This is a genomic window from Sphingopyxis terrae subsp. terrae NBRC 15098 (assembly GCF_001598815.1).
Classification (GTDB): domain Bacteria; phylum Pseudomonadota; class Alphaproteobacteria; order Sphingomonadales; family Sphingomonadaceae; genus Sphingopyxis; species Sphingopyxis terrae.
Window position 1 is genome coordinate 51814 of the sequence record NZ_BCZQ01000003.1, and the last position, 23490, is coordinate 75303.

A 23490-nucleotide genomic window follows, 5' to 3' on the forward strand; every position below is an offset into this window, starting at 1 on the left:
GCCGCTGAACTCCGGCAGCAAAGCCCCTTCCGTTCGCGGGAGGGGTTTTTCTTTGCCCCCCCAACGGCTATGCGCGCGCCATGACTGATCGCTCGCCGCTCGCGCCCGCTGCCTTCCCCGCCCTGCCCGAAATCGCCGGGGTGACGCGCCGTATCGCGCGCGCGCACTACAAGAATTGGGACCGCTGCGACCTCACCTATGTCGAACTGACGCCGGGTACCGTCGTCGCGGGCGTGACGACGCAGAATGTCTGCTGTTCGACCGAGGTCGAAATGTGCCGCGAGGGCATCGCCCACGGCCGCGCCCGCGCGCTGATCGTCAATGCGGGCAATTCGAACGCCTTCACCGGCTATCGCGGACGCGAGGCGGTCGAGCAGATCGTCGATCAGGTCGCTGCGCATCTGGCGTGCGATCCGAGGGAAGTGTTCGTCTGTTCGACGGGCGTGATCGGCGTGCCGTTGCCCAAGGACAAGGCGCGCGCCGGCGTCGCCAAGGTCATCAGCTTCGACACCCCGAGCGCAAGCTGGGAAGAAACGGCGCAGACGATCACCACCACCGACACCTTCCCGAAGGGTGCGGCGGCGAGCGCGGTCGTCGGCGGTACCACGGTGCAGGTCGCGGGAATCGTAAAGGGATCGGGGATGATCGCGCCCGACATGGCGACGATGCTCGGCTATATCTTCACCGATGCCGCGGTGGCGCCCGATCTGTTGCAAGCGATGCTGAGCGAGGCAACCGCGGGCAGTTTCAACGCGATCACGGTCGACAGCGACACGTCGACCAGCGACACGGTGCTGCTGTTCGCGACCGGCCTGGCGGGCAATCCGGTGCTGACGACGCGCGACGATCCGGGCGCCGACGCGCTTTATGCAGCGATCCGCAGCGTTGCGCTCGACCTTGCGCAGCTTGTCGTGCGCGACGGCGAAGGCGCGTCGAAATTCATCGAAATTGCGGTGACCGGCGCGGTCAGCGATGCCAGCGCCAAGCGCGTCGCGCTGTCGATCGCCAATTCGCCGCTGGTCAAGACCGCGATCGCGGGCGAGGATGCCAATTGGGGCCGCGTCGTGATGGCGGTGGGCAAGGCAGGCGAACCCGCCGACCGCGACCGGCTGGCAATCCGCTTCGGCGACCATTGGGTCGCGAAGGACGGGCTACCCGTCGACGGCTATGACGAGGGCCCCGTTGCGGCGCATCTGAAGGGCCAGGACATTCGCGTCGGCGCCGACCTCGGCCTCGGCGACGGGCGCGCGACCGTTTGGACCTGCGACCTGACCCACGGCTATATCAGCATCAACGCCGACTATCGGAGCTGACCGCGATCTGTTAGGTCCGCCCCTGCGCGCAATCAGGTGCGCCGACCACAGGAGGCCGTCATGGTACGCCAAAAAGACTTCGCCGACCTGCCTTGCTTTCGAGATCACCTCGAAGCGGCGTAAGGGTTACCCGTCCGAAACACAGGTCAAGCGTGGTCATCGCTTCGTCCGCGGCGATATCGAACTTATCGAAAAACTCGGCCGAAAAGACCCGTGCCCATGCGGATCAGGCCAGAGGTTTCCGCAATTGCTGCCTCGCTTCGGGCCGGTTTCGATGGCTCCGAACGACACGACTATTGGCGTGACTGACCGATAGAAGGCGCCCCCCGACACCGATCACTCGGCATCGGGGGGCTAGCTAAAATCAAAGCGCGCCTTCGAGCCAGCCCTTGAGCGCGCTCTTCGGTGCGGCGCCGACCTTGGTGTCGGCGATCTGGCCGTTCTTGAACAGGATCATCGTCGGGATGCCGCGCACGCCATATTTGCTCGGCGCGTCGGGATGGTCGTCGATGTTCAGCTTGGCGATCACCACCTTGCCGGCGAGTTCGTTCGAGATTTCTTCGAGCGACGGGCCGATCATCTTGCACGGACCGCACCATTCGGCCCAGAAATCGACGAGCACGGGGGTGTCGCTGTCGAGGACATCGGCCTGAAAGCTGGCGTCGGTGATTGCCTTGGTTGCCATCGTCTGAACTCCTGAAATTCTGCAAAATCGTTGATGCCAAGCTAGGACGTCGGGGCGTCCGGCTCAAGGGGCGGCGGCGGCAAATTCGCCTTGGCGGCAAGCAAGCCGGGCTTGTGCGGTGCCAGCGCCGCATTGTCGAGCGCGATCAGGCGCGGTCCCGCCGTATAGAGCAGCGCCGTTTCGACGCGCCGGCCCGGAAAGATGACCGCCAGCGCATCGCGATAGGCCGCCATCTGGCGCAGATAGGCGGGCGCGACATCGGACGCGCTCCCGGGTATCCGCCGCCCGGTTTTGTAATCGATCACTGTCACCGCGTCGTCGGTCACGCGCAGCCGGTCGACGATCCCCGCCACGACCATGCCGTCGACCACCGCCGACAGCGGCACTTCGGCCAGGCTGTCGGGGCCGAAAAGCGCGGCGTGCGCCGGATCATCAAGGATGGCGAGCACCTCGTCCGCCATTGCCATACGCGCCGCATCGTCGAGCATCGGCGCCTGCGCCGCGAGCCAGCGCAGCGCCGCCGCGCGCCGCCTATCGGTCGCGACCGGCGGCAGGCGTTCGAACAGCGCGTGGAGCAGCAGGCCGCGCGTTACCGCCGCGACGCGCGCCGAACCCTGCGGCGGCACCGCGACATCATCTTCGCCCAGCGCCGACGGCGCGAGCGGGCGCGGCGGGCGCGCCTCCTCGGGCGCCGGGGCGTGGGTCCAGGCGGGCAGCGCGAGCGGCGGCGGTGCGGCGCGCACGGCCGCATCCCTGCGCGCCCATTTGCCATCATTGACGCGGTGGACACGGCGGCGGCCCCACAGCGGCCCCGCATCCTCCCAATCGCAACCAAGCCCCTCCAGCGCCACCGCGGCCGCGCTGTACCAGCTCGTCTCGGGCACCGACAGGTCGGGCTTTTTGGTAACGCCCGCGACGATCAGCATCTCTTCGGCGCGGGTCATCGCGACGTAGAACAGCCGCCAATGCTCCTGCGCCGCGGCATCGGCCGCGTCCTGATAGGCCTGCGCCAGCGCACCCTGCCGCTCGTCGGCGGGCATCGCGAAGACGGGCAGCTTTTCCCAGGCGGCGACATCGACGGTGAAGGGACGATGACCGATCGCGGCATCGTCGGTCGCATCGGCGAGAATGACGATCGGCGCCTGCAAGCCCTTCGATCCGTGGACCGTCATCACGCGCACGACGTCGCTGCGCGCTTCGGTCTGGCGCTTGATATCGGCGCTGCTGCCCGCGATCCGGGTCAGAAAGCCGAGTAGCGACACGGTTTCACGCGCCTCGAACGCCAGCGCTTGGCTCAGCAGTTCGTCGATCGGGTCGCGCGCCTCGCGCCCCAGCCGCGCGTACAGCTTGTGCCGTCCGTCGATCGGTCCTGAGAGGACCGTTTCGAGAAAGCGGAAAGGGGTCGTGAAATCGGCCATGCCGAGCAGCGCGCGCAGCGCCGCCATCGTCGCGGGCGGCATCGCGTCTTCGTGCGCGCGCAGATGTTCCCAGATGGCGGCGCGACCGCGCTTTGCGGTGCGCGCGTAGAGGTCGTCCTGCGTCCAGCCGAGCAGCGGCGAGACGAGCAGTGCGGCAAGGTTGAGATCGTCGAGCGGCTGCACCGCGAAGCGCATCGCGGCGATCAGATCCTGCACCGCGAGCGGCTGGGTCAGCGCGAAGCGGTCGACGCCCGCGACGGGGACGTGCAGCGCCTGAAGCCGCGCGACGATCCGCGCCGCCAGATCGCGGCGTCGGCGGACGAGGATCATGATATCGCCCGGCGCCACGGGACGCCCGTCCTTGCCGTTCGCGATCCAGTCCTGCACCTCGCCCGCGATCGCCTTGGCCAACCGCATCGAGGCGGGATCGGAAGCGGGGGCGCTGCCGTCCCCCTCGTCTCCGCCGTCCTCCGCGGCTGCGGCATCGATCGCCTTGCCGACGGGCAGCGGCGCCCAGAGTTCGACCTGGCCGGCTTGGGCGCTTCGAAACGGGCGGTGGGGCGGCTCTTCGCCGTCGAGCCCCATCGCTCTCGTCCCGCCGTCGCCGAGCCAGCGGTCGACGACGTCGAGCACCGCGGGCGTCGAGCGATAGTTGGAAACCAGATCGACCTGGCGGAAGGGCTGGCCGCCCATCTCGCCCAGCGCGTGGAACATGTCGCGCGCGGTCGCGAACGCCTTGGGCTCGGTGCCCTGAAAGCCGAAGATCGCCTGTTTGCGGTCGCCGACGGTAAACAGCGTCCGCAACCGGTCGTCCTTTGCGCTGACGCCCGCGAAAAATTCCTCGGCAAGCGACAGGACAATGCCCCACTGGCGCATGTTCGTATCCTGCGCCTCGTCGACGAGGATGTGGTCGGTGCGCTGATCGAGCTTGAAGCGCACCCATTCGCCAAAGCTGCTGGCGCGCAGCAATGTTCCGGCGAGCGTGATGAGATCGTCGAAGTCGGCAAGACCCCCATCGCGCTTGGCGAGCGCATAGGCTTCGGCAAAGCGCGCGCCAAGCTTCCACCCAGCCGCGAGATCGTCGGCGACGCGCATCGCGGTCGCGGTCGCGCGCAGCCGCCCGGCGGCATCGACGATGCGCACCGCGCTGTCGGCACAATCGGTCATCCGGCCCTTGTCGCCCGCAAAATCGGCGCGCAGCTCGCCCTTGCCCGTCAGGAAACAGCCGAGCAGTTCATCGAGCATTGCGGCGCGCGCCGACGCCTCGGCGATGAGCCAGCCGACCATCTTGTCCGAACAAGCCTCGCCGGTCTTGGTCCCCCACGCCGCCCCGCTGGTCGCGACCGCCTTGATATCGGCGTCGGCGATCGCTCCGCCCGCAATTTCAGCAGCGAGCCACGCATCGGGATCGCCGCTGGGGAGATCGAACGCCGCGCGCAAATCATGCGCCGCGGGCGGCAGCGCCGCGCGCGGGCCACCGAAGACCGCGGCGCAGCTCGACAGGAAGGCAAGCGCCGATTCCTGCCCCAACCGCCGCGACAGCATCGCCGCAACCGCCCGCAGCGCCTCGCGGTCGGGATCATGCTCGAGCAGATCGCCGAGTATCTGCCGCTTGAGCGCTGCTGCTTCATCCTCCTCGATAGCGCGAAAGCCGGGAAGCAGCTTTGCCTCGAGCGGAAAGCTGGCGAGCAAGGTCTGGCAGAAGCTGTGGATCGTCTGGACGCGGATCGCACCGCCGGGGCTGTCGATCACCGTCGCAAACAGCGACCGCGCGCGCGTCATCAGCCCCGGCCGCTCCCAGTCGAGCCCCAGCGCGTGGAGATCGAGCCGCAGATCGCCGTCGCTCATCCGCACCCAGGTCGCGAGCCGTTCGTGGATGCGGTGCGCCATTTCGGCAGCGCCCGCCTTGGTGAAGGTGATGCACAGGATCGCCTGCGGCGAAACGCCGTCGAGCATGAGCCGCAGCACGCGCGCCGACAGCACCTGCGTCTTGCCGGTCCCCGCCGATGCGCCGAGCCAGACATGGCTTTCGGGATCGGCGGCGGCGCCCTGCCGCGGATCGAGGGTGGCGAGGCCGGCGCTTCTGCTCACAGTCCGTCCTCACCGCGTCCGAACCATTCGTCGCGGCGCATGAGCTGGTCATAATCGCCATAGCCGCCGCCCTCGCCAGGCACGAAGGGTGCGTCGCCGAGCAAATAGTCGCGCGCCAGCCGGGTCAGCGTGTCGGCGGCATGGTCGATCGCCGCCTCAGCGGTCTTGAGCGTGCTGCGCGGGCCATAGCTGTTCGAAATCCGCCCCGCACCGTCGGCGCGGCGGTCCGGACGCAAGCTCCAATATTCGAGCGCCACGACGGGGGCGGCATCGATGCCCTCCATCGCCCCTTCGCGCGCAAGCAGGCCGAGCAGACCGAGTTGGTTGTCGAGCCCGTCGGCGGCGGCCTGCGCGCTCGGCGCGCCGCCCGATTTATAGTCGATAATGGCAAGGCCATCAGGGCCGCGGTCGATGCGGTCGGCCTTGCCATACAGGGTGATGCCGTCGTCGGTTCGTTCGCCCCGCGCTTCGACCGCGACGGGCTTGCGGTCGGCCTCCCAGACCTGCGCCGCCGCCCAGCGCAGCGCGGGTTCGATACGCGGCAGCCAGAAGGCGCGCGCAAGCCCGTCGAGCGCCGGATCGGCGGCGAGCGCGGCCAGTTCCGCTTCGAAAGCCTCGCGCGTCGCGCCGCCGCGCACCCAATCTTCGAACAATTTATGCACCCGCGTACCGCGCCAGCGCGGATCGGGCGCGGCACTCAACGGATCGAGCGCCGAGAGGCCGAGCATGCGGTCGGCATAAAAGGCGAAGGGATCGCGTGCGAGCTTGTCGACGCCGGTAACGCTGATCCGGCGCGGACGGTCGGCGGCGGGCGGCTGCGGCGCCGGACGACCGGCGGGCTGCGTACCGCCCGGCGGCAGGTCGATTTCGGCGGCGAGGCGCGTCAGCGGCACGCCCCCCGGCGCGGGTTCGGGAAGCTCGCCCGCGAGCGCTGCGAGCCGCAGCCAGAAGCGCGAGGCGACGGCGGGATCGCCGCCGCTGCGCTGCGCGCGCGTTACGACGATTCTCCCGGCTCCGAGCGCGCCCGCGAAATCATGCGCCGCCATCCCCTGCTGCCGTTCGGGCGCGGCAAGGCCGAGCAGACGGCGGATGCCGGGCGCGAGCCACGGGTCGGGTTGCGTCGCGGCGGGCCAGCGTCCTTCGTCGAGCCCGCCGAGGATCATCAGGTCGGCGCGCTGCAGCCGCGCCTCCAGCAAGCCCCAGATGAACAGGCGCGGATGCCCGCCATAGGGCGGACGCACGCTCGCTTGCCCGAGCAATTGCCCGAGCATCGCGGGAAAATCGGCAGGATCGACAAGCGCCGGCCCGGCACCGCGCGCCAGCGCCCACTGGTCGAACAGTTCGGCGAGCATCCGGCCCGCCGGCCCCGCCCACACCGCGTCGCCCGCCAGCCATTCGGCTGCGCGCTGCAACGCCGCGAGCAGGTCGGCGGGCGGCACCGGCCCGGCCGCGAAGGGCGCGAGCACGGCACCGAGCTCGGTCGAAACACGCGTCCACCATGGTGCCATCTGCACGGCGACGGAATGACCGCGCGCCTTGGGATCGGCAGCGCGCGCCGCAATGCGCGCGCTCACCCCGTCCCATCCCGGAAGCAGTCCGGGCTCGCGCAACGTCAGGTCGAGCCGCCGCACCTCGTCGAGCCACATGGTGCGCTCGCCTCCCGCGCGCACGAGCGGATGGCCGAGCAGCGCCACCAGCGCGACCGGATCGAATACAGCAGCCAAGTCGGCAAGCAGCAGCAACAGCGCGCCCGGCGCGGTGCGCGACAGCGGTTGGCCGGCGCTGTCATCGACGCTGATGCCCCAGCGCGTCAGCGCGGCGGCGACGCGCTCGGCGAGCGCGCGGTCGGGGGTGACGAGGGCAGCGGTGCGCCCCGGCGTCTCGATCGCCTCGCGCATCAGCAGGGCGATTCCCTGCGCCTCCTGCCCGTCGTCGGCAAAAACAGCGCCCGACAGGCCGGCAACCGCCGCCGACAGATCGCCCGCCGCCTGCCACTGGGTGCTGTAGTCCGCGGGCGCGAAGAGCAGCGACGCGAAGGGCTTCCGTGCTTCGGGGCCATCGTGCGGCGATGCGGCATCCCATGGCTGCACTTCGTCACGAGCAACGCCCATGCGATCGAGCAGCAGCTTCAGATGATATTGCGGATGCGTTTCGAGCGGGCGCCGGTCGTCATCCGCATCGGGCCGCGTCGGGCCGAGCGCATCCCATTCATCCGCCGCCATCACCTGATCGAGCCCGGGCAGCACGACCATGCCGCGCGTCATATCGGCCACGGTGCGGAGCAACCGCGCGATGGCAGGAGCAGCGGTGGTAACGCCCGCCGCGACGACGAAGCGCGCTGGCGGCGCCGCGCGCCACCCCGCCGCGACGCGATCGAGCAGCAAGTTGCGGCGCGCCGCGCGGTCGATCGCACCCGTCCTGGCAAGCGCGGCCGGCCATTCATCGACCAGCAGCCGCAGCCGCGACAGCGACGCCCGCCAATGGTCGGCAAAGGCGCCGAGATCGAGGTCGACGAGCGCCGAAACCGACACCTCTTCATAATGAAGCTGGTCGATCACGCGGCCCAGCCCATCGGCGAGCTGGAACGCCGCCGCGCCCGTGATCGCCGGTTCGCCCGGCGGTGTATGCCGCTCGATCAGCTCGGCGAGCAGCAGGCGCCGGTGCAGCGGATCGATGGCAGGCGGCAGCGGATCGTCGTCGATCGCATCAAGCGCCAGCGCGACCGATTCATCGAGATCGGCGTCGCCGATCACCGCCAGCCGCGGCATGAGAAGCCCCTGCCCGCCCGCGCGGACGAACGCCGCCTGCACCGCGCTGCGTGCACGATTGCTCGGCAGCAGGATCAGCCCCTGCGCCAGCCCCAGCGCGCCGTCGTCGAAGCGCGCGATCACCCCGGCGGCGAGCGCGTCGGCGAAGGCCCGATGAATCGGGATGGAATAGATGGTGGGTTGGCCGATCACAGCCATCAGGATTCCTTCGTCATCCCGGCGAAGGCCGGGATCTCTCCCTATCGCCATGACGCACCGGCGAGATCCTGGCCTTCGCCGGGATGACGATCCGTGTCAAACTTCGCTCAGCGCCGCTTCGGTCGGTGCAATGCTGGCGGGGGTTCCGACGTCGAACCATTGCCCCATATGCGACAGACCATAAAGCCGCCCCGCCGCGATCGCGCGGTCCCACAACAGGTTCGTCGAAAAGGGTCCATCAGGCGCGCCAACGAGCAGGCGCGGCGAAATGAGCTGGATGCCGGTATAGACGAAGGGTGCGACCCGGCCCGGCTTGCGCCGCGACAGCTTGCCGCTCGGGTCCATGTGAAAATCGCCCTTGCCGCCGTGTCCCGTCGCGCTCGCCTGACGGATGACGAGGAGCAGCGCATCCATCCGATCGCCGTCCCAGTGGCGCGCCAGATTGCGGATGCTGTCCTGCGGCCCGTCGGTCCAGATATTGTCGCTGTTGACGATCAGGATCGGGTCGCCCTTGAGCAGCGGCAGCGCCTTGACCATGCCGCCACCGGTTTCGAGCAGTTCGCCGCGTTCGTCCGACACCGCCAGGGTGAAGGATCGCTTCTGCTTCGCGAGATGCGCCTCGAGCGCGTCGGCGAGATAATGGACGTTGACGACGACATGGCTGATCCCCGCCGCCTCGATCCGGTCGAGGCTATGGTCGATCAGCGGCTTGCCGGCCACGCGCACGAGCGGCTTGGGCCGCGTCGCGGTGAGCGGGCGCATCCGCTTGCCGATCCCCGCCGCCATCACCATCGCGCTTTCGATCGTCGCGGTCATGCCGTCACTCGCTCCACGCCGCCGCGCGCTTGGCGGCGGGCACATTGTCGTCGAACCATTTTTTCACCGGCGCGAGCGCCGGGTGCGCGAGGTCGCGTTCGAGCAGACCCCACATGCGCGGCTGGAACTGGCGGTATCCGGGCTTGCCGTCGCGCTTCCACAAGCGCACGAAAACGCCCAGGATGCGCGTATTGCGCTGCGCCGCGAGCGCCCAATAGGCGGCACGGAACGCCGTACCCTGTCCCGTCGCAGCGACATAGCGATCGAGCATTGCCGCCTCGACCGTCGGGGTCACGTCGCGGCGCGCATCCTCGAGCACCGAGGCGAGGTCATAGGCGGGATGGCCGACCAGCGCGTCCTGAAAATCGAGCAGACCGAAATGTTCAATGCCGCTGCGTCCATCGACGAGCATGATATTTTCGGCATGAAAGTCGCGCAGCACGGTGACGCGCGGCAGGCCGTCCTGTTCGACGGGCGCCAGCGCCGTTTGCCACGCCGCGCGAAATCCGTCGCGATCGACGGCAAGGTCCAGCGCGGGGCAGTACCAGTCGGTGAACAGCATCACTTCGTCGAGCCATTGTTCGATGCCGTGGACGGGCAGCCCCGGCATCGCGGGGCGCGCGTGCAGATGGACGAGCAGGTCGGTGACCCCGGCGTAGAATTCGACCTCCGCCGCGGGGCGCGCGTCGAGCGTTTCGCGCAGCCGCACATCGCCGAAATCCTCGATCAGCAGCAGGCCCTGCGCCAGATCGCGGGCGAGGATCGCGGGCGCGCTCATCCCCTGTTCGCACAGCCATTCGGCGACGGCGATGAAGGGGCGCGGGTCTTCGTGCGGCGGCGGCGCATCCATCAGCACCGCCTGCCGCCCTTCCCCGACGACACGGAAATAGCGGCGGAACGAGGCATCGCCCGCGAGCGGCAGAATGCGGGCATCGCCCCAGCCATGCGCGGCAAGAAAGGCGGGCGCATGGTCGGGCGGAATCATCGGAGCGGCCATCGCGCTTCCCAAGCGGGCGGCACTTCCGCTGTCAAGACGCGCGTATCGCCCCCGCCCGAAATCGTCAGCGCCAGCGCGTCGCCCCATGCCTGCGCCCCCAATCGATCGGGCCATTCGATCAGCAGCGCGCCGTCATAGAGATAGTCGTCGAGGCCGAGTTCGATCAGTTCATCCTCTCCCTCGATGCGATAGAGATCGACATGCGCGATCGGCAGATCGACTTCGGGCGGGGCGTAGGGCTGGACGATCGCGAAGGTCGGGCTCGGCGCCTCGCCCGCCAGACCGCGCGCCTTGAGCATCGCACGCGCCAGCGTCGTCTTGCCCGCGCCGAGGTCGCCCGACAACAGCACGACATCGCCGGGTCTCAGCGCGGCGCCGATGGCGGCACCGATGCGATCGGCGTCTTCGAGACTATAGGGGCGACGGGATTGCATGGCGATTTTGCAACGGATTCGCGCAGCGGCGCGGAGATTTTTGGTTCACGCGAAGACGCGAAGACGCGAAGATGTAGTGTTTGCCGCGTAGCGGTTTTCTGGCTGCTTCGTCGGGTCCGGGCGAGACATTCGAAATGATAAAGGGCCTGTCGGCCCCGCGCTCCTTCTTCGCGTCTTCGCGTCTTCGCGTGAATCCCATCTTCTTCTCTGCGATCTCTGCGCATTCGCGCGAATCTTTCATCTGCGCAGGCAAGGACATCCCTACATCCCCCGCGGCAGGGTGACGCGGACCAGCGTTCCCTGGCCCTTTTCGCTGAGCACCTCCATCGTGCCGCCGTGCGCGGCAACGAGCTGGCGCGCGAGCGCGAGGCCGATGCCACCGGTCTGCGTACCCGCCTGCTGCCCCTTCGTCACCGCGGCGACCGCATCGGGCATGCCCGGGCCGTTGTCCGACACGACGATCTCCACTCCGCGCGCGTCGCCGTCGGCGTGGAGCAGTACGCGCCCGCCGCTGCGCTTGGCCGGGGCGGTGAAGCGGATCGCATTGTCGAGCAATCCGCCAACGACCCGCGACAGGCGCTGCGCATCGCCTTCGATACTGCCAAGATTGTCGGACAGATTGTCGACGAGTTCGATCTTTTCGGTCTCGGCGAACGGGGCCGCGTCGGCGAGCGCCTTGCCGAGCAGCGCGCGGACATCGACCGGCGCGCGTTCGACCGCCAGCGTCCCCGCCTCGCCCTGCGCAAGATCGAGCACATTGTCGATCTGACGGCCGAGCACCGCGACCGAATCCATGATCGCATCGACATAGGAGCGCGCGGCAGGCGGAAGCTCGCCCGCATAGCCCGCCTGCAGCATCTCGCCGAAGCCGCCGATCGAGGTCAGCGGCGTGCGCAGTTCGTAACTCATCCGCGACAGAAAGGCGGTCTTGACCTTGTCCGCCGCCTCGAGCGCCTCGTTGCGTTCGCGCAGCGCGCCCTCCATCTTCCGGCTGGCGGTGATGTCGAGCATGATGAGCAGCGCATTGCCGTCGGGCAGCGGGATCGAGGCGAAATCGAAATGGCGTCCGTCCTTGAACCGGATTTCGCCCGCGCGCTGCGTCCGCTCGAGCGTCGCGGCGCGGATCACTTCCTGAACGATGCTGATCTGGTTGGGCTTGGCGAGCCGGTCGGCGAGGCCGTTCATCAGCACATCGACGCGCGGATGCGCCGCAAGGGTCGATTCATCGACGCCCCACAAGCGGCGGAAACGCTGGTTCCACAGGTGCAGGCGGCCATCGGGAGCGAAGACCGCGATCGCCTCGAACAGATTGTCGAAGGTCGCGGTGCGCACGCGCAGCAACGTGTCGCGCGTCGAGGCCAGTTGCACCTGCTCGGTGCGATCCTCGGCTATCAGCAGCAGGCCGCCGTCGGGGGTCGGCTGGGCGACGACGTGCAGATGGGTGCCGTCGCGCAGGCGCCATTCCTCCTCGCTCGCGTGCGGCAGCGCGAACCAGTCGACATGCGCCTGCCGCCATTCGGGATAGTCGCGCACCTCGGGCGTCCGGCCGCCCTCGCGCCATGCATCGAGCAACCGCGCGAGCGCCCGGCCTTCGGACACATCCTCGGCCGTCACGTCGAACAGCCGGCGAAAGGGCTGGTTCGCAAAGACAAGGCCATGATCGGGGCCGAACTGCGCCACCGCCGCCGACAGCCGATCGAGCAATTCGCGCTGGGTATCGACAAAGCGGCGGTGCGCGCCGCGCTCGCTCTCCAGCTCCTGAATATCGATCGCATAGCCCGCTATACCGATGACGCGGCCGCCCTCGGGCGCCAGCGGCACGTCGACGACCCGCATGATCCGGCGCTCGCCCTCGATCGTTACCGGGACGGTGCGCATATGCGCCGCGCCCGCGGCACGCGCCGCTTCGGCCGCGTCGGTCGCGCTGACCCCGGCGATTGGCTCGCACAATTCGGTGCCATCCTCGATCACCCGCGCCGCGCTCTTCGCCTCGACCGCCCGGACATAGGCGGTGTTGACGAGCGCGAGGCGAAGATCGGGTTCGCGGAACCACATCGGAAACGGCGCCGCCTCGATCAAGCCCGACAGCGCCTCGAACGCCGCCATCGCCTCGTCGCGTTCGATCCGCGCCTTGGCGAGCGATTGCTGGCCATCGGTCGCATCGCTGAGCCACAGCAGGACGCTGCCCGGTCCGCCGACCGACTGCGGCGCCGCCACGCCCTGACAGACGATCGTACGGTGGCTGCCCTGCGGACGCAGGCTGAGCGTGAAGGGTTTGGCACCCCGCTGGGCGCCGAGGATCGCCTGGCGCAGCGCTTCGTGCGCCTGCGCGTCGAGCCCGGTGCCGAGTCCGCGAAGCTCGTCGAAACTGCGCGGCCCGGCATCGAGCCCGAGCCAGCGGCCGAGCCGCTCGCTCGCCTCGATGCGCCAGTCGCCGCGCACCACGACGAGCAGATAGGGAGACGCTTCGAGCAGGCTGGCGAGGCGTTCGGTCTGCCCGGCGACGAACGCCGAGCGCCGCTGCATCGCAACCCCGCGCCCGACCGCCCACAGCCCGGCGACCAGCCAGAGCGCGGCGAACAGGCCGAGCGCGAAGAGCAAGCCCGCGCTCATCGGCACGGGCATCGCGCCGATCGAAGCAAGAGGACGACAGGGACGCCGGATATCATCCGTCTGCCCCTATCGACTGCGCAGCCTCTATTCAATCGTCCGCCGCACGGGCGCGGCGGGACAGGACGCCGGAAGGCCTCGTCCGGTCGAATATCCCCGGCACTCCGCACCGATTGCGCGCGCCCACGCGGTCAGAATTTTGCCGTCGCCGATGCGCGGAAATAGCGTCCCAAAATGCCCGAATAATAAGTGATCGTGCCATTGGCCGCAGGCGCCGGGAACGGCGGCTTCGCGTCGAAAACATTGTCGACGATCAGGCGCAACGAAAACTGCTTCGACACGTCGACGCCGATCGAGGCGTTGAACAGCCACCAGGAACCGACACCGCTATATTCCAGCGCGTTGGGCGCCGCGTCGGCATTCCACACGCTTTTGCCATAATATTGCGTTTGCCAGAGCAGGTTTACCGGGCCGCGATCGACCGTGACATTCGCGGTGAACGAATGTTTGGGATTGCCGATTTCGCCGCGCGCGGTGTCGATATCGCCCGTTCCAACGCGCGTTTCGAGCTTGTCGAGATAGAAATAATTGAGCGACAGGCCGAGCGCCGTGTCCGCCGCGACCTCGCGCCGATAGGCGATTTCGGCGGTCAGGCCGCGGAAGTCCATCGACGCCGCATTGGCATAGCCGGTGCGCACGAAAGTCACTTGCCCGCCCGGATCGCGGTCGATCTGGCCGCAAACCGCCGCCGGATAGGCGACCGCATCATAGCAGGCGTCGAGCGTCTGGCCGGCACCGAGCAATATGACCGCATCGCGCAGCCGGATATCGACCCAGTCAGCGGTGATCGACAGACCAGGCACGAAGCGCGGGCGCAGGATCGCGCCGACGGTCCAGCTGTCGGCGCGCTCGTTCTTGAGTGCGGCATTGCCCGAAACCGAGATCGGCGCCGTGAATCCGACGATGTTCGACGTGAAGGCATCGGGGTTCGCTATCCCCGCTGCGATGCAGTTTGCGCGCCGCTGCGCCGGGTTCGGTCCCGAATTGACGAAGCGGCGATCGCACGGATCATTGGCCGTCGCAAAGGCCAGCGAGGTCGGGCTGAAGCTTTCGGTGATCGCGGGCGCGCGCACCGAGCGGGTGAAATTGCCGCGGATCGTCACATCGGCGACCGGCGACAATCGTCCGCCCGCGGTCCACGTCCAGTCGCCCCCCGCCGCCGAATGATCGATATAGCGCGCCGCGCCGTCGAGTTCGAACGCATGGACGAAACTGTCCATGGCGGGCGAAATCACTGGAATTTTCAGTTCGCCGGAAAATTCATTCGTGGTGAAGCTGCCCCGCACCGGATCGATCGGGATGCTGCGGCCGAACGGCATCCGGAATCCGCCCCCGACATCCTCGCCATAATAATAGGCGCCGGGATCGAAGGCGGTCTTCTCGTGCCGATGCTCATAGCCGAGCGAGGCGATGACATCGCCGCCGGGCAGCTGGAACAGCGGCCCGTTGACCGACGCGCTCAGCACGAACTGCGAATTGGTCGCGGTCGGATCGGCGATCGTCGTCACATAATCGAGCGCGGCCTGGCTGAAGCGGCCGACGCCGAACAGGTCGAGCGGCGCGCAGGTCGCGCTGCGCGTCGCGATGTTCGCGTTGCTGTATCCGGGACGGCAGATGATATTGCCGTTGGCGGCACCGCCGCCGAACACACCCTCGTCGACGGCATCGACCGCGTTGAGGAAATTCTGCTGCACCAGCACGCGTTCGCGCCCGCGCGTTTCGGAATGGCCGTAATTGGCCGAGACCTCCCATTTGTAGATCCGGTCGCCGACGTCGAATTCGCCGTCAAACCCGGTGACGAAGCGATAGAGTTCGACCGTCGTGTCGGAACGGCCGGTCGTCAGGTCGGTATTGGCGCGTGCCATCAGAAAGCTGTCGGGAGCCGTCGTGAAATCGGGATTGCCGTCGCCGTCGGCATCGATCGGAATCCCGCCGAGCAGACCATAGGCGGCCAGATTGTCGCGGATCGTCGCGCGGTCGGCGTCGTTCAGATAGGGATTGTCGAGGCTGAGCACCAGATTGCCGTTCGGCGACGTGCCCGGCCCCGCCAGCGCCGTATTATACAGCGGCTGCGCTGCGACATTGGTCCCCTTGCTGTGCGCATACCAACCCTCGCCGAACCAGCGAACCGTGTCGCTCAGCTCGAAACTGCCGAGCGCGGTCGCGAGATAGCGGTCATTATTCGTCGCGAGGTTGCCGTAATCCTTTGTCGCAAAGCCATTTCCGCCCGAGCTTTCGAACAGGCTGCCCGTGCGCGTCCCGAAGTCGAGCGGGACGAGTCGGCCGGCGTCGTTGAACGTCAGGACATTGCCCGACGCGTCGAAAATCCCGCCGAATTCGGGAATGCTGTCGAAGGCGAGCGGCACGCCGCTGTTGGTGAAGGCGTTGAGCCGCTGGTCGTAATAGAGTTGCTGCTGAAAGGGAGATGCCGGATCGGCGGCGGTCGTAAAAAAGGGGCCGGCGGCGCTCGTCAGAAAGCGGTCGCCCGTGGTGAGGCCGCGCGCGCGATTCCATTCGCCGCTGAGCGTGATGTGGCCGCGCCCGCCCGCAAAACCGGCGCCCCAGATGCCGCTGATGCGATAATTCGGTGCGTCGCCGCGCTGCGACACGCCCGCCTGGCCTTTGAGTTCAAGCCCGTCGAAATCCCGTTTGAGGATGATGTTGACCGTGCCCGCGATCGCATCGGAGCCATAGATGGGCGCGCCGCCGACCGCGACCGTTTCGATGCGCTCGACCAGCGTTTCGGGGATGACGTTGAGGTCGACCTGACTGCCCGGCCCGACCGGCCCGAATACCGAGGCGGTATTGGACGACACGAAGCGCCGACCGTTCACCAGAGTCAGCGTGCGCTGGCTACCCAGCGAAAAGAAATCGACGAAGGTCTGGCCCGAACCGAAGGGGCCTTCCTGCGCACCGACATTGCTGTTGCCGGGAACGCCGAAGGCGGCAATTTCCGACAGCGCCTGCGCGACATTGGTATAGCCGCGCCGGTCAATCTGGTCGGCGGTGGTGACCAGCGTCGGCTGGATCGTGTCCGCATCGGTGCGCGCGATGCGCGACCCGGTGACGATGATCTGTGTACCGCTGTCGGCGTCCGCCGACGCATCGGGCGCAACATCCTGCGCCGCAGCCGGTGTAGCCGCCGCCAGAATAGCCAGCGCGGACAGGCCGCCATAAAGCCCTGCTCGCATCGCGCGCACGGTAATCATTCCGGGAACTCCCTCGTTTAAGCGATGCCCCCCGGCCGCACCAAAATCTGAATCGAGCGAGCGCTGCCCCGAACCCCCAAAAGCAAAGGGCCACGCTCCCATCCGGTTTCCGGACGGCAGCGCGACCCTACAGTCTGCTTATGAAAAATTAGTAACGATCAGTAACGATAATGATCGGGCTTGAACGGTCCTTCGACCGGCACGCCGATGTAATCGGCCTGCTTCTGCGTCAGCGTCGACAGCTTCACCCCCAGCTTTTCGAGGTGCAGCGCCGCGACCTTTTCGTCGAGATGCTTGGGCAGAACATAGACGTCGTTCTTGTAATCGTCGGCCTTGGTAAACAGCTCGATCTGCGCGAGCGTCTGGTTGGTGAAGCTCGACGACATCACGAACGACGGGTGGCCCGTCGCACAGCCGAGGTTCACGAGGCGGCCCTTCGCCAGCACGATGATCTGCTTGCCATCGGGGAATTCGACGAGGTCGGTGCCCGGCTTCACTTCGGTCCACTTGTAATTGGCGAGCCCCGCGATCTGGATTTCGCTGTCGAAGTGGCCGATGTTGCAGACGATCGCCATCGGCTTCATCGCCGCCATATGGTCGGCGGTGATGACGTCGGCGTTGCCGGTCGCGGTGCAGAAGATGTCGGCGCGGGCGACCGCTTCGTCCATCGTGACAACTTCATAGCCTTCCATCGCCGCCTGCAGCGCGCAGATCGGGTCGATTTCGGTAACCAGCACGCGCGCGCCGCCGTTGCGGAGCGAGGCGGCCGAGCCCTTGCCGACGTCGCCGAAGCCCGCGACGCACGCAACCTTGCCGGCCAGCATGACGTCGGTCGCGCGGCGGATCGCATCGACCAGGCTTTCCTTGCAGCCATAAAGATTGTCGAACTTCGACTTGGTGACGCTGTCGTTCACGTTGATCGCCGGGAAGGGCAGCTTGCCTTCCTTGGCCAGCTGGTAAAGGCGGTGGACGCCGGTCGTCGTTTCTTCCGACACGCCCTTGATCGCGCGCACGCTCTTGGTGAGATAGCCCGGCTTGGCGGCAAGGAATTCCTTGAGCGCACGGACAAATTCGACTTCTTCGGCGTTGGTCGGCTCGAACAGCGGTTCGCCCGCTTCGACGCGCGCCCCCCACAGCGCGAACATCGTGGCGTCGCCGCCGTCGTCGAGGATCATGTTCGCGGTCTGATCGTCGCCCCAGTCGAAGATCCGGCCGACATAGTCCCAATATTCGGCGAGGCTCTCGCCCTTCACCGCAAAGACGGGCGTGCCGCCAGCGGCGATCGCGGCGGCGGCATGATCTTGGGTCGAAAAGATGTTGCAGGTCGCCCAGCGCACCTCGGCGCCCAGCGCGATCAGCGTTTCGATCAGCACCGCGGTCTGGATCGTCATGTGCAGCGATCCGGTGATGCGCGCGCCCTTCAGCGGCTGCGCCGCGCCATATTCGGCGCGCAGCGCCATCAGGCCGGGCATTTCGGTTTCGGCGATCGCGATTTCCTTGCGGCCGAAGTCGGCGAGGCCGATGTCGGCAATCACATAGTCGGCGGCGCCGTCCTTGGTCTTCGCCGCCGCGATTGCGGCATTGGCGGCGGTAATGGTGGCATTGGCTGCGGTGGTGGCCACGGGGGAGTCTCCATATTGGCGAGTACGGCCGCAGGCGAGCGGCCCCGAATTGTCGAGCAATTATGTTGCGCGCCCTAACCGAAAGCGCGTCGCCATTCAAATATAAACTTTTCTTTATATCTGCAAGGCGCGGGTCGCAGTCGAACGCGGCGCAGGCACGATTCGTCCTCCGCCAATCGCGAGGCAGCGCAAAATAAATTTCGGGCGCGCGCCAATGTTACAACGCGCGGGGCGCAATTGTGACACAGCCTTGCAATGGCCAACTTCCTAAGAAATTTACCTTATAATACGCCTTGCGATGAGCATAATCCGTCTATGTGACAGCAATGTTACATAGCCCGCGATTCATTGACTTTTATCCCCACAAACGAGAAAATAGGTCAAAGTTTTCGGGGAGATACCTAGATGAAAAAAATTCTGCTCAGCCTGGCTGCCCTGGCCGTCGCGTCGCCGGCGATGGCTCAGTCGATCGTCGTCACGGGCACCGAGGACAGCGCCTCGACGCCGCTGTCGGTTGCCTTTGAAGAATTACAGGCGGGCGAAAACAAGGCGGCAGTGGCCAAGCTGACCGACGGCCGGGTCGATGCCCGCGATCCGTCGCGCCTGATCAATCTGGGCACCGCCTATGCCCGGCTTGGCCGCACCGCCGACGCCGCGACCGCCTATCGGTCGGCGATCGACAGCCCGATCCGCTACGACCTCGAGCTTGCGAACGGCGATTTCATGGATTCGCGCTGGGCCGCACGCACCGCGCTCGCGCGGCTTGACCAAGGGCGCCCGCTCCTCGCCCTCGCGCACTGACGCAGCCGATCGACGGGCGGCGATCCTACGCTTCGCCGCCCTCGACCGTCAGCAGGCGCGCATCGATGCCGGCTTCGGCAAAGGCTGCCTGCCACCGCTGCGCCGGCGGCGTGTCGAACAGCAGCGCGTCGCTGCCGGGCGTCAGATGCCAGGCATGGCGCACCATTTCCTCTTCGAGTTGCCCCGGTGACCATCCGGCATAGCCGAGCGCGACGAGCCATTGCGACGGCCCGCGCCCCTCGCCGATGGCGCGCAATATGTCGTGCGAGCTCGATATCATCCAGCGCCCCGACACCTGCACCGCGCCTTCGCCCGACCAGTCGCGGCTGTGGAGCACGAAACCGCGCGACGGTTCGACCGGTCCGCCCAGAAAGACCGGCTGATCGAGCGGTGCGTCGTGCGCGATGTCGAGCTGATCGAGCACCGCACCGACGGTCATGCCGTCGATCGGGTCGTCGATGCTGATCCCCATCGCACCCTCTTCGTCGTGGCTGATCATCGCGATGACAGAGTGATCGAAACGCGGATCGCCGATGCCGGGCAGCGCGAGCAGCAATTGGCCGGTGAACCAGGTCGGCGCCTTTTCCATCGCCCCATCATGGACTGCCGGGCGCGCAGGGTCCAGCGTCTTTGCGGCCATATCGACGAACGGCGGGGTCCATTGTGCAATGTGAACGCTCCGCCGCTTGACTCGCGGCGGCGCACACCCAATGTCTCGCCCGCACAAGACCCCCCTCAACGAAAGGATGCCAGCATGACCATCACTACCGGAGACTCGCTGCCCGACACCAAGCTGGTGAAGGTCACCGAAGGCGGCCCCGAACAGGTTTCGGCCGCGGATTATTTCAAGGGCCGCAAGGTTGCGCTCTTTTCGGTTCCAGGCGCTTTTACGCCGACCTGTTCGGCCAAGCACCTGCCCGGCTTCGTCGAGAAGGCAGCCGAACTCAAGGCCAAGGGCATCGACGAAATCGTCTGCACCGCGGTCAATGACGCCTTCGTCATGGGCGCCTGGGCGAAGAATGCCGGCGCGACCGACAGCGTGACGATGCTCGCCGACGGCAATGGCGATTTCGCCGAAGCGGTCGGGCTGACCATGGATGGCAAGGCATTCGGCATGGGCAAGCGCGGCCAGCGTTTCTCGATGGTCGTCAACGATGGCGTCGTCGAGCAGCTCAATGTCGAAGCGCCGGGCGAATTCAAGGTGTCGAGCGCCGACCATATGCTCGAACAGCTCTGAGCGGTTTGCGGATTGGAATGAGGGGCGGCGCGGCGCTGCGCCGCCCCCCTTTCCTTTTGTCATATTTTCGTGCAACAGCGTCGCGATGACATCAGAATCATCGAACGAAAATATCGCCGACCCCACCACCCTTGTCGAAGGGGTCATCGCCGAACTTCAGTCGCGTTTCCGCACGTCGGTCGGCAATCTCAAATCCGCCATCGCCGCCTTCGTCCGTGACGGCACCTTGCCGCCCGCCGATGCCGCCGCGACCGGCCTGTTCGACTATCCGGCGCTGCGTCTCGTCACCAATGGCGAGTTTCGCGAAGGCCAGGGCGGCCACAACCTCGCCTTCGGTCATTTCGAGCGGGCGGGCGAGTTCGTCACGACGGTAACGCGCCCCGATCTGTTCGAGGCCTATCTGCGCGAACAGCTGACCCTGCTCGTCCGCCACTATGAGGTGACGCTGGAGGTGACGCGCACCGGGCAGCAGATCCCCTTCCCCTATGTGCTCGACGCCAGCGACGGGTCGGACATGGGCCGCGTCACTCCGCTCGAACTCGCGCGCCATTTTCCGACCACCGAGCTCGCCGATATCGGCGACGAGCTGGCCGACGGCCTGTTCGGCTTCGACCCCGCGGCGGCGCAGCCGCTCGCGCTGTTCGACGCGCTGCGCACCGATTTCAGCCTCGCGCGCCTGCGTCACTATACCGGCACCGCGCCCGAGCATTTCCAGCGCTATATCCTGTTCACCAACTATCACCGCTATGTCGACGAATTCGTCGCCTGGGCGGGGGCGCAGGTCGGCAAGGGGCGCTACACCGCGCTCGCCGGCGCGGGCGGCCTCTATGTCGACGAGCCGGATATCAACGCCAGCGCGCTCGCGAGCGACAGCGCGTGGCGGCGGCACCAGATGCCCGCCTATCACCTGATTGCCGAGGGCGGCAGCGGCATCACGCTCGTCAACATCGGCGTCGGCCCCTCGAACGCCAAGACGATCTGCGATCACCTCGCGGTGCTGCGGCCCGAGGCATGGATGATGATCGGCCACTGCGGCGGGCTGCGCCCCAGCCAGCGGATCGGCGATTATGTGCTCGCCCACGCCTATCTGCGCGACGACCATATTCTCGACAGCGTGCTGCCGCCCGAAATTCCGATCCCGCCGATCGCCGAAGTCCAGCAGGCGCTGGCGAGCGCCGCCGAGGCGGTGTCGGGAACCAGCGGCGCCGACCTCAAGAAACGGATGCGTACCGGCACCGTCGTCACCACCGACGACCGCAACTGGGAATTGCGCTTCACCGATTCAGCGCTGCGCTTCTCGCAGTCGCGGGCGATCGGCATCGACATGGAGTCGGCGACCATCGCGGCGCAGGGCTACCGCTTCCGTGTGCCTTACGGCACCTTGCTGTGCGTGTCCGACAAGCCGCTTCACGGCGAACTCAAGCTGCCGGGACAGGCCAACCGTTTCTATGAAGAAGCGATCGCCGCGCATCTCCAGATCGGCATCCGCACGTGCGAATTGATGCACGACGAGGGCGCCAAGCTGCACAGCCGCAAACTGCGCGCGTTCAACGAGCCGCCGTTCCGGTGACGCCGGCAGCCGCCCTTTCGCGCTCCGTCGCGGGCCGCGTCGCAATCGTCACCGGCGCCGCGAGCGGCATGGGGCGGGCGACCGCGCTGTTGCTGGCGCGCGAGGGCGCGAAGGTCGCGGTCACCGACCTTGACCCTGCCGCATGCGAGGCGGTTGCCGCGGAAGCCGGCGACGGCGCGCGCGCTTTTGCGCTCGACGTATCGGACGGCGAGGCGATCAAGCGGGTCGTCGCCGACGTCGCGGCGCATTTCGGCGGCATCGACATCCTTATCAACAACGCCGGCGTGTCGAGCTTCTGCCCGCTCGATGCGGGCGACGATTACGATGAGATCTGGCACCGCGCGATCGCGGTGATGCTGACCGCGCACCAGCGCATGGTGCGCGCGGCGCTGCCGTGGTTGCGGCAGAGCGACGCGCCGCGTATCGTCAACATTGCCTCGACCGAGGGACTGGGCGCGACGCCCGGCGACACGCCCTATGTCGCGGCCAAGACGGGCGTGACCGGGCTGACGCGTGGGCTGGCGGTCGATCTGGGCAAGGATGGCATCACCGTCAACTGTATCTGCCCCGGCCCGATCCGTACCGCGATGACCGACAAGGTGCCCGACGCGGACAAGGCGATCTTCGCACGGCGCCGCACCGCGCTACGCCGCTATGGCGAGCCCGAGGAGGTCGCGCACGTGACGCTGAGTCTCGTCCTGCCCGCGGCGAGCTATATCACCGGCGCGGTGATCCCCGTCGACGGCGGCCTGATGGCGCGCAACGCGTAAAGTACATTAGATATAGAAATCGGCGCGCAGGTTAAGGCCGCGTTCGACCCAGAGCTTGAGCGCGCAGAGCATCTGCGTCCAGCCGTGACAATTGCCGTAGCTGCCGTCGAGCGCCGCCTGCGTTTCGCGCCAGCCGCCCTCGGCGATCTCGACCAGCGTGCGACCGTCATCGAGCGGCTTGAAGGTCATCGTCACGCGGGTACGGTAAGCGGCGTCCGCCATCGTGCCGCCCTCTACCCCCGGCGCCTGGCCTTCATAGGCCGCCCATTCCAGAACGATCTTCTCATCCTGCACCACCTCGATCACATGGACCGGAAAGGCGCCGGGATAATCGTGGAAATCCCACGTTACCACCGCGCCGGTCTCGAGCCGGCCCTGTGCGCCGCCGGTGGTGAAATAGTGCGACAGTTGCGCGGGATCGGCAACCGCCTCGAACACCTCATGCACCGGCTTGGCGATGCGCGCCGCGACCCTGAATTTCAGTTCCATTTTCATTCTCCGCTTGAGTCGCATTTAATTATGTTATAAATTTATAACATGTCAATCCACGACGATTTCGACCGCATCTTCAAGGCGCTCGCGCACGGCGTGCGGCGGCAGATTCTGGACGATCTGAAGGATCAGCCGCTCACGACGGGGGCGCTGTGCGACCATTTCGCCGATCTCGACCGATGCACGGTGATGCAGCATCTGAAGGTTCTGGAGGAGGCGGGGCTGGTCATCGCCGAACGTCGCGGCCGCGAACGCTGGAATCATCTGAACGCGATGCCGATTCAGGATATTCACGACCGCTGGATCGGCCCGCATGCCGCAGCCGCCGCCGCGCAGCTTGCGCGGTTCAAGCAGGCTGTCGAAACGCAGTAGAAGTAGTCGCCGCGGGCCCATTTCGAG

At 67.1% G+C, this 23490-nt stretch carries 18 protein-coding genes; 7 read left to right on the top strand and 11 right to left on the bottom strand.

Going from position 1 to position 23490, the window contains the following annotated elements:
* Positions 1 to 80 precede the first annotated feature (80 nt).
* On the top strand, positions 81 to 1313 hold the full coding sequence (argJ, locus tag STE01S_RS00325) for a bifunctional glutamate N-acetyltransferase/amino-acid acetyltransferase ArgJ (protein ID WP_062763928.1): 1233 nt from the start codon (positions 81 to 83) through the stop codon (positions 1311 to 1313).
* Between the two features lie 187 nt (positions 1314 to 1500).
* Complete coding sequence (locus STE01S_RS20990; RefSeq protein ID WP_409371965.1) at positions 1501 to 1629, top strand: SEC-C metal-binding domain-containing protein; 129 nt, start codon at positions 1501 to 1503, stop codon at positions 1627 to 1629.
* A gap of 48 nt (positions 1630 to 1677) precedes the next feature.
* Here the strand turns inward: STE01S_RS20990 and trxA are convergent, their stop codons facing one another.
* From trxA to ahcY, 9 genes are all read right to left on the bottom strand, one after another.
* Positions 1678 to 1998: a thioredoxin TrxA gene (gene trxA / locus STE01S_RS00330; protein WP_003040459.1), complete on the bottom strand. Its 321-nt coding sequence runs from the start codon at positions 1996 to 1998 to the stop codon at positions 1678 to 1680.
* A 41-nt stretch (positions 1999 to 2039) separates the two neighbouring features.
* Positions 2040 to 5507 (bottom strand): double-strand break repair helicase AddA, encoded by a 3468-nt coding sequence (addA, locus tag STE01S_RS00335; protein WP_062763930.1) that lies wholly within the window; start codon positions 5505 to 5507, stop codon positions 2040 to 2042.
* Positions 5504 to 8473: a double-strand break repair protein AddB gene (gene addB / locus STE01S_RS00340; RefSeq protein ID WP_062763932.1), complete on the bottom strand. Its 2970-nt coding sequence runs from the start codon at positions 8471 to 8473 to the stop codon at positions 5504 to 5506. Before addB ends, addA begins: the two co-directional genes overlap by 4 nt.
* A 96-nt stretch (positions 8474 to 8569) precedes the next feature.
* Positions 8570 to 9289: a nucleotidyltransferase family protein gene (locus tag STE01S_RS00345; protein ID WP_003040466.1), complete on the bottom strand. Its 720-nt coding sequence runs from the start codon at positions 9287 to 9289 to the stop codon at positions 8570 to 8572.
* A gap of 4 nt (positions 9290 to 9293) precedes the next feature.
* Complete coding sequence (locus STE01S_RS00350; RefSeq protein WP_062764529.1) at positions 9294 to 10274, bottom strand: aminoglycoside phosphotransferase family protein; 981 nt, start codon at positions 10272 to 10274, stop codon at positions 9294 to 9296.
* Positions 10271 to 10720, bottom strand: coding sequence for a tRNA (adenosine(37)-N6)-threonylcarbamoyltransferase complex ATPase subunit type 1 TsaE (tsaE, locus tag STE01S_RS00355; RefSeq protein ID WP_062763934.1), 450 nt, complete (start codon positions 10718 to 10720; stop codon positions 10271 to 10273). Before tsaE ends, STE01S_RS00350 begins: the two co-directional genes overlap by 4 nt.
* 261 nt (positions 10721 to 10981) lie before the next feature.
* Positions 10982 to 13333, bottom strand: a complete 2352-nt coding sequence (locus STE01S_RS00360; RefSeq protein ID WP_409371962.1) for a PAS domain-containing sensor histidine kinase — start codon at positions 13331 to 13333, stop codon at positions 10982 to 10984.
* Positions 13334 to 13521: 188 nt separating this feature from the next.
* The gene (locus STE01S_RS00365; RefSeq protein ID WP_062763938.1) at positions 13522 to 16599 is read right to left on the bottom strand and encodes a TonB-dependent receptor domain-containing protein; all 3078 of its coding nucleotides are present in this window, start codon (positions 16597 to 16599) and stop codon (positions 13522 to 13524) included.
* Positions 16600 to 16757: 158 nt separating this feature from the next.
* Complete coding sequence (gene ahcY / locus STE01S_RS00370) at positions 16758 to 18194, bottom strand: adenosylhomocysteinase (protein ID WP_409371966.1); 1437 nt, start codon at positions 18192 to 18194, stop codon at positions 16758 to 16760.
* 432 nt (positions 18195 to 18626) lie between these two features.
* On the opposite strand from ahcY, the gene STE01S_RS00375 reads away from it, so the two are divergent.
* The gene (locus tag STE01S_RS00375; RefSeq protein ID WP_003040480.1) at positions 18627 to 19022 is read left to right on the top strand and encodes a hypothetical protein; all 396 of its coding nucleotides are present in this window, start codon (positions 18627 to 18629) and stop codon (positions 19020 to 19022) included.
* A gap of 25 nt (positions 19023 to 19047) precedes the next feature.
* Here the strand turns inward: STE01S_RS00375 and STE01S_RS00380 are convergent, their stop codons facing one another.
* Positions 19048 to 19662 (bottom strand): YqgE/AlgH family protein, encoded by a 615-nt coding sequence (locus STE01S_RS00380; protein ID WP_082657445.1) that lies wholly within the window; start codon positions 19660 to 19662, stop codon positions 19048 to 19050.
* 114 nt (positions 19663 to 19776) lie between these two features.
* On the opposite strand from STE01S_RS00380, the gene STE01S_RS00385 reads away from it, so the two are divergent.
* The 3 genes from STE01S_RS00385 (at position 19777) to STE01S_RS00395 (ending at position 22599) form a co-directional block, all read left to right on the top strand.
* On the top strand, positions 19777 to 20259 hold the full coding sequence (locus STE01S_RS00385; protein ID WP_003040485.1) for a peroxiredoxin: 483 nt from the start codon (positions 19777 to 19779) through the stop codon (positions 20257 to 20259).
* 85 nt (positions 20260 to 20344) lie between these two features.
* Positions 20345 to 21829 carry an AMP nucleosidase gene (locus STE01S_RS00390; RefSeq protein WP_003040488.1) on the top strand — a complete coding sequence of 495 codons (1485 nt, stop codon included), beginning with the start codon at positions 20345 to 20347 and terminating at the stop codon, positions 21827 to 21829.
* Positions 21826 to 22599, top strand: coding sequence for an SDR family NAD(P)-dependent oxidoreductase (locus STE01S_RS00395; RefSeq protein ID WP_062763940.1), 774 nt, complete (start codon positions 21826 to 21828; stop codon positions 22597 to 22599). Before STE01S_RS00390 ends, STE01S_RS00395 begins: the two co-directional genes overlap by 4 nt.
* Positions 22600 to 22605: 6 nt before the next feature.
* Here STE01S_RS00395 and STE01S_RS00400 read toward each other — a convergent pair whose 3' ends face one another.
* Positions 22606 to 23088, bottom strand: a complete 483-nt coding sequence (locus tag STE01S_RS00400; RefSeq protein WP_062764535.1) for an SRPBCC family protein — start codon at positions 23086 to 23088, stop codon at positions 22606 to 22608.
* Positions 23089 to 23136: 48 nt separating this feature from the next.
* Between STE01S_RS00400 and STE01S_RS00405 the strand changes: the two genes are divergently transcribed.
* Positions 23137 to 23463, top strand: coding sequence for an ArsR/SmtB family transcription factor (locus tag STE01S_RS00405; RefSeq protein ID WP_062763942.1), 327 nt, complete (start codon positions 23137 to 23139; stop codon positions 23461 to 23463).
* Positions 23464 to 23490 lie beyond the last annotated feature (27 nt).

Excerpts from the sequence above, each read along its gene's own strand:
- argJ (WP_062763928.1), top strand. The coding sequence starts at position 81 with ATGACTGATCGCTCGCCGCTCGCGCCCGCTGCCTTCCCCGCCCTGCCC.
- trxA (WP_003040459.1), bottom strand. The coding sequence starts at position 1,998 with ATGGCAACCAAGGCAATCACCGACGCCAGCTTTCAGGCCGATGTCCTC.
- addB (WP_062763932.1), bottom strand. The coding sequence starts at position 8,473 with ATGGCTGTGATCGGCCAACCCACCATCTATTCCATCCCGATTCATCGG.
- STE01S_RS00345 (WP_003040466.1), bottom strand. The coding sequence starts at position 9,289 with ATGACCGCGACGATCGAAAGCGCGATGGTGATGGCGGCGGGGATCGGC.
- STE01S_RS00350 (WP_062764529.1), bottom strand. The coding sequence starts at position 10,274 with ATGATTCCGCCCGACCATGCGCCCGCCTTTCTTGCCGCGCATGGCTGG.
- tsaE (WP_062763934.1), bottom strand. The coding sequence starts at position 10,720 with ATGCAATCCCGTCGCCCCTATAGTCTCGAAGACGCCGATCGCATCGGT.
- STE01S_RS00360 (WP_409371962.1), bottom strand. The coding sequence starts at position 13,333 with ATGAGCGCGGGCTTGCTCTTCGCGCTCGGCCTGTTCGCCGCGCTCTGG.
- STE01S_RS00365 (WP_062763938.1), bottom strand. The coding sequence starts at position 16,599 with ATGATTACCGTGCGCGCGATGCGAGCAGGGCTTTATGGCGGCCTGTCC.
- STE01S_RS00375 (WP_003040480.1), top strand. The coding sequence starts at position 18,627 with ATGAAAAAAATTCTGCTCAGCCTGGCTGCCCTGGCCGTCGCGTCGCCG.
- STE01S_RS00380 (WP_082657445.1), bottom strand. The coding sequence starts at position 19,662 with ATGGCCGCAAAGACGCTGGACCCTGCGCGCCCGGCAGTCCATGATGGG.
- STE01S_RS00385 (WP_003040485.1), top strand. The coding sequence starts at position 19,777 with ATGACCATCACTACCGGAGACTCGCTGCCCGACACCAAGCTGGTGAAG.
- STE01S_RS00390 (WP_003040488.1), top strand. The coding sequence starts at position 20,345 with ATGACATCAGAATCATCGAACGAAAATATCGCCGACCCCACCACCCTT.
- STE01S_RS00400 (WP_062764535.1), bottom strand. The coding sequence starts at position 23,088 with ATGGAACTGAAATTCAGGGTCGCGGCGCGCATCGCCAAGCCGGTGCAT.
- STE01S_RS00405 (WP_062763942.1), top strand. The coding sequence starts at position 23,137 with ATGTCAATCCACGACGATTTCGACCGCATCTTCAAGGCGCTCGCGCAC.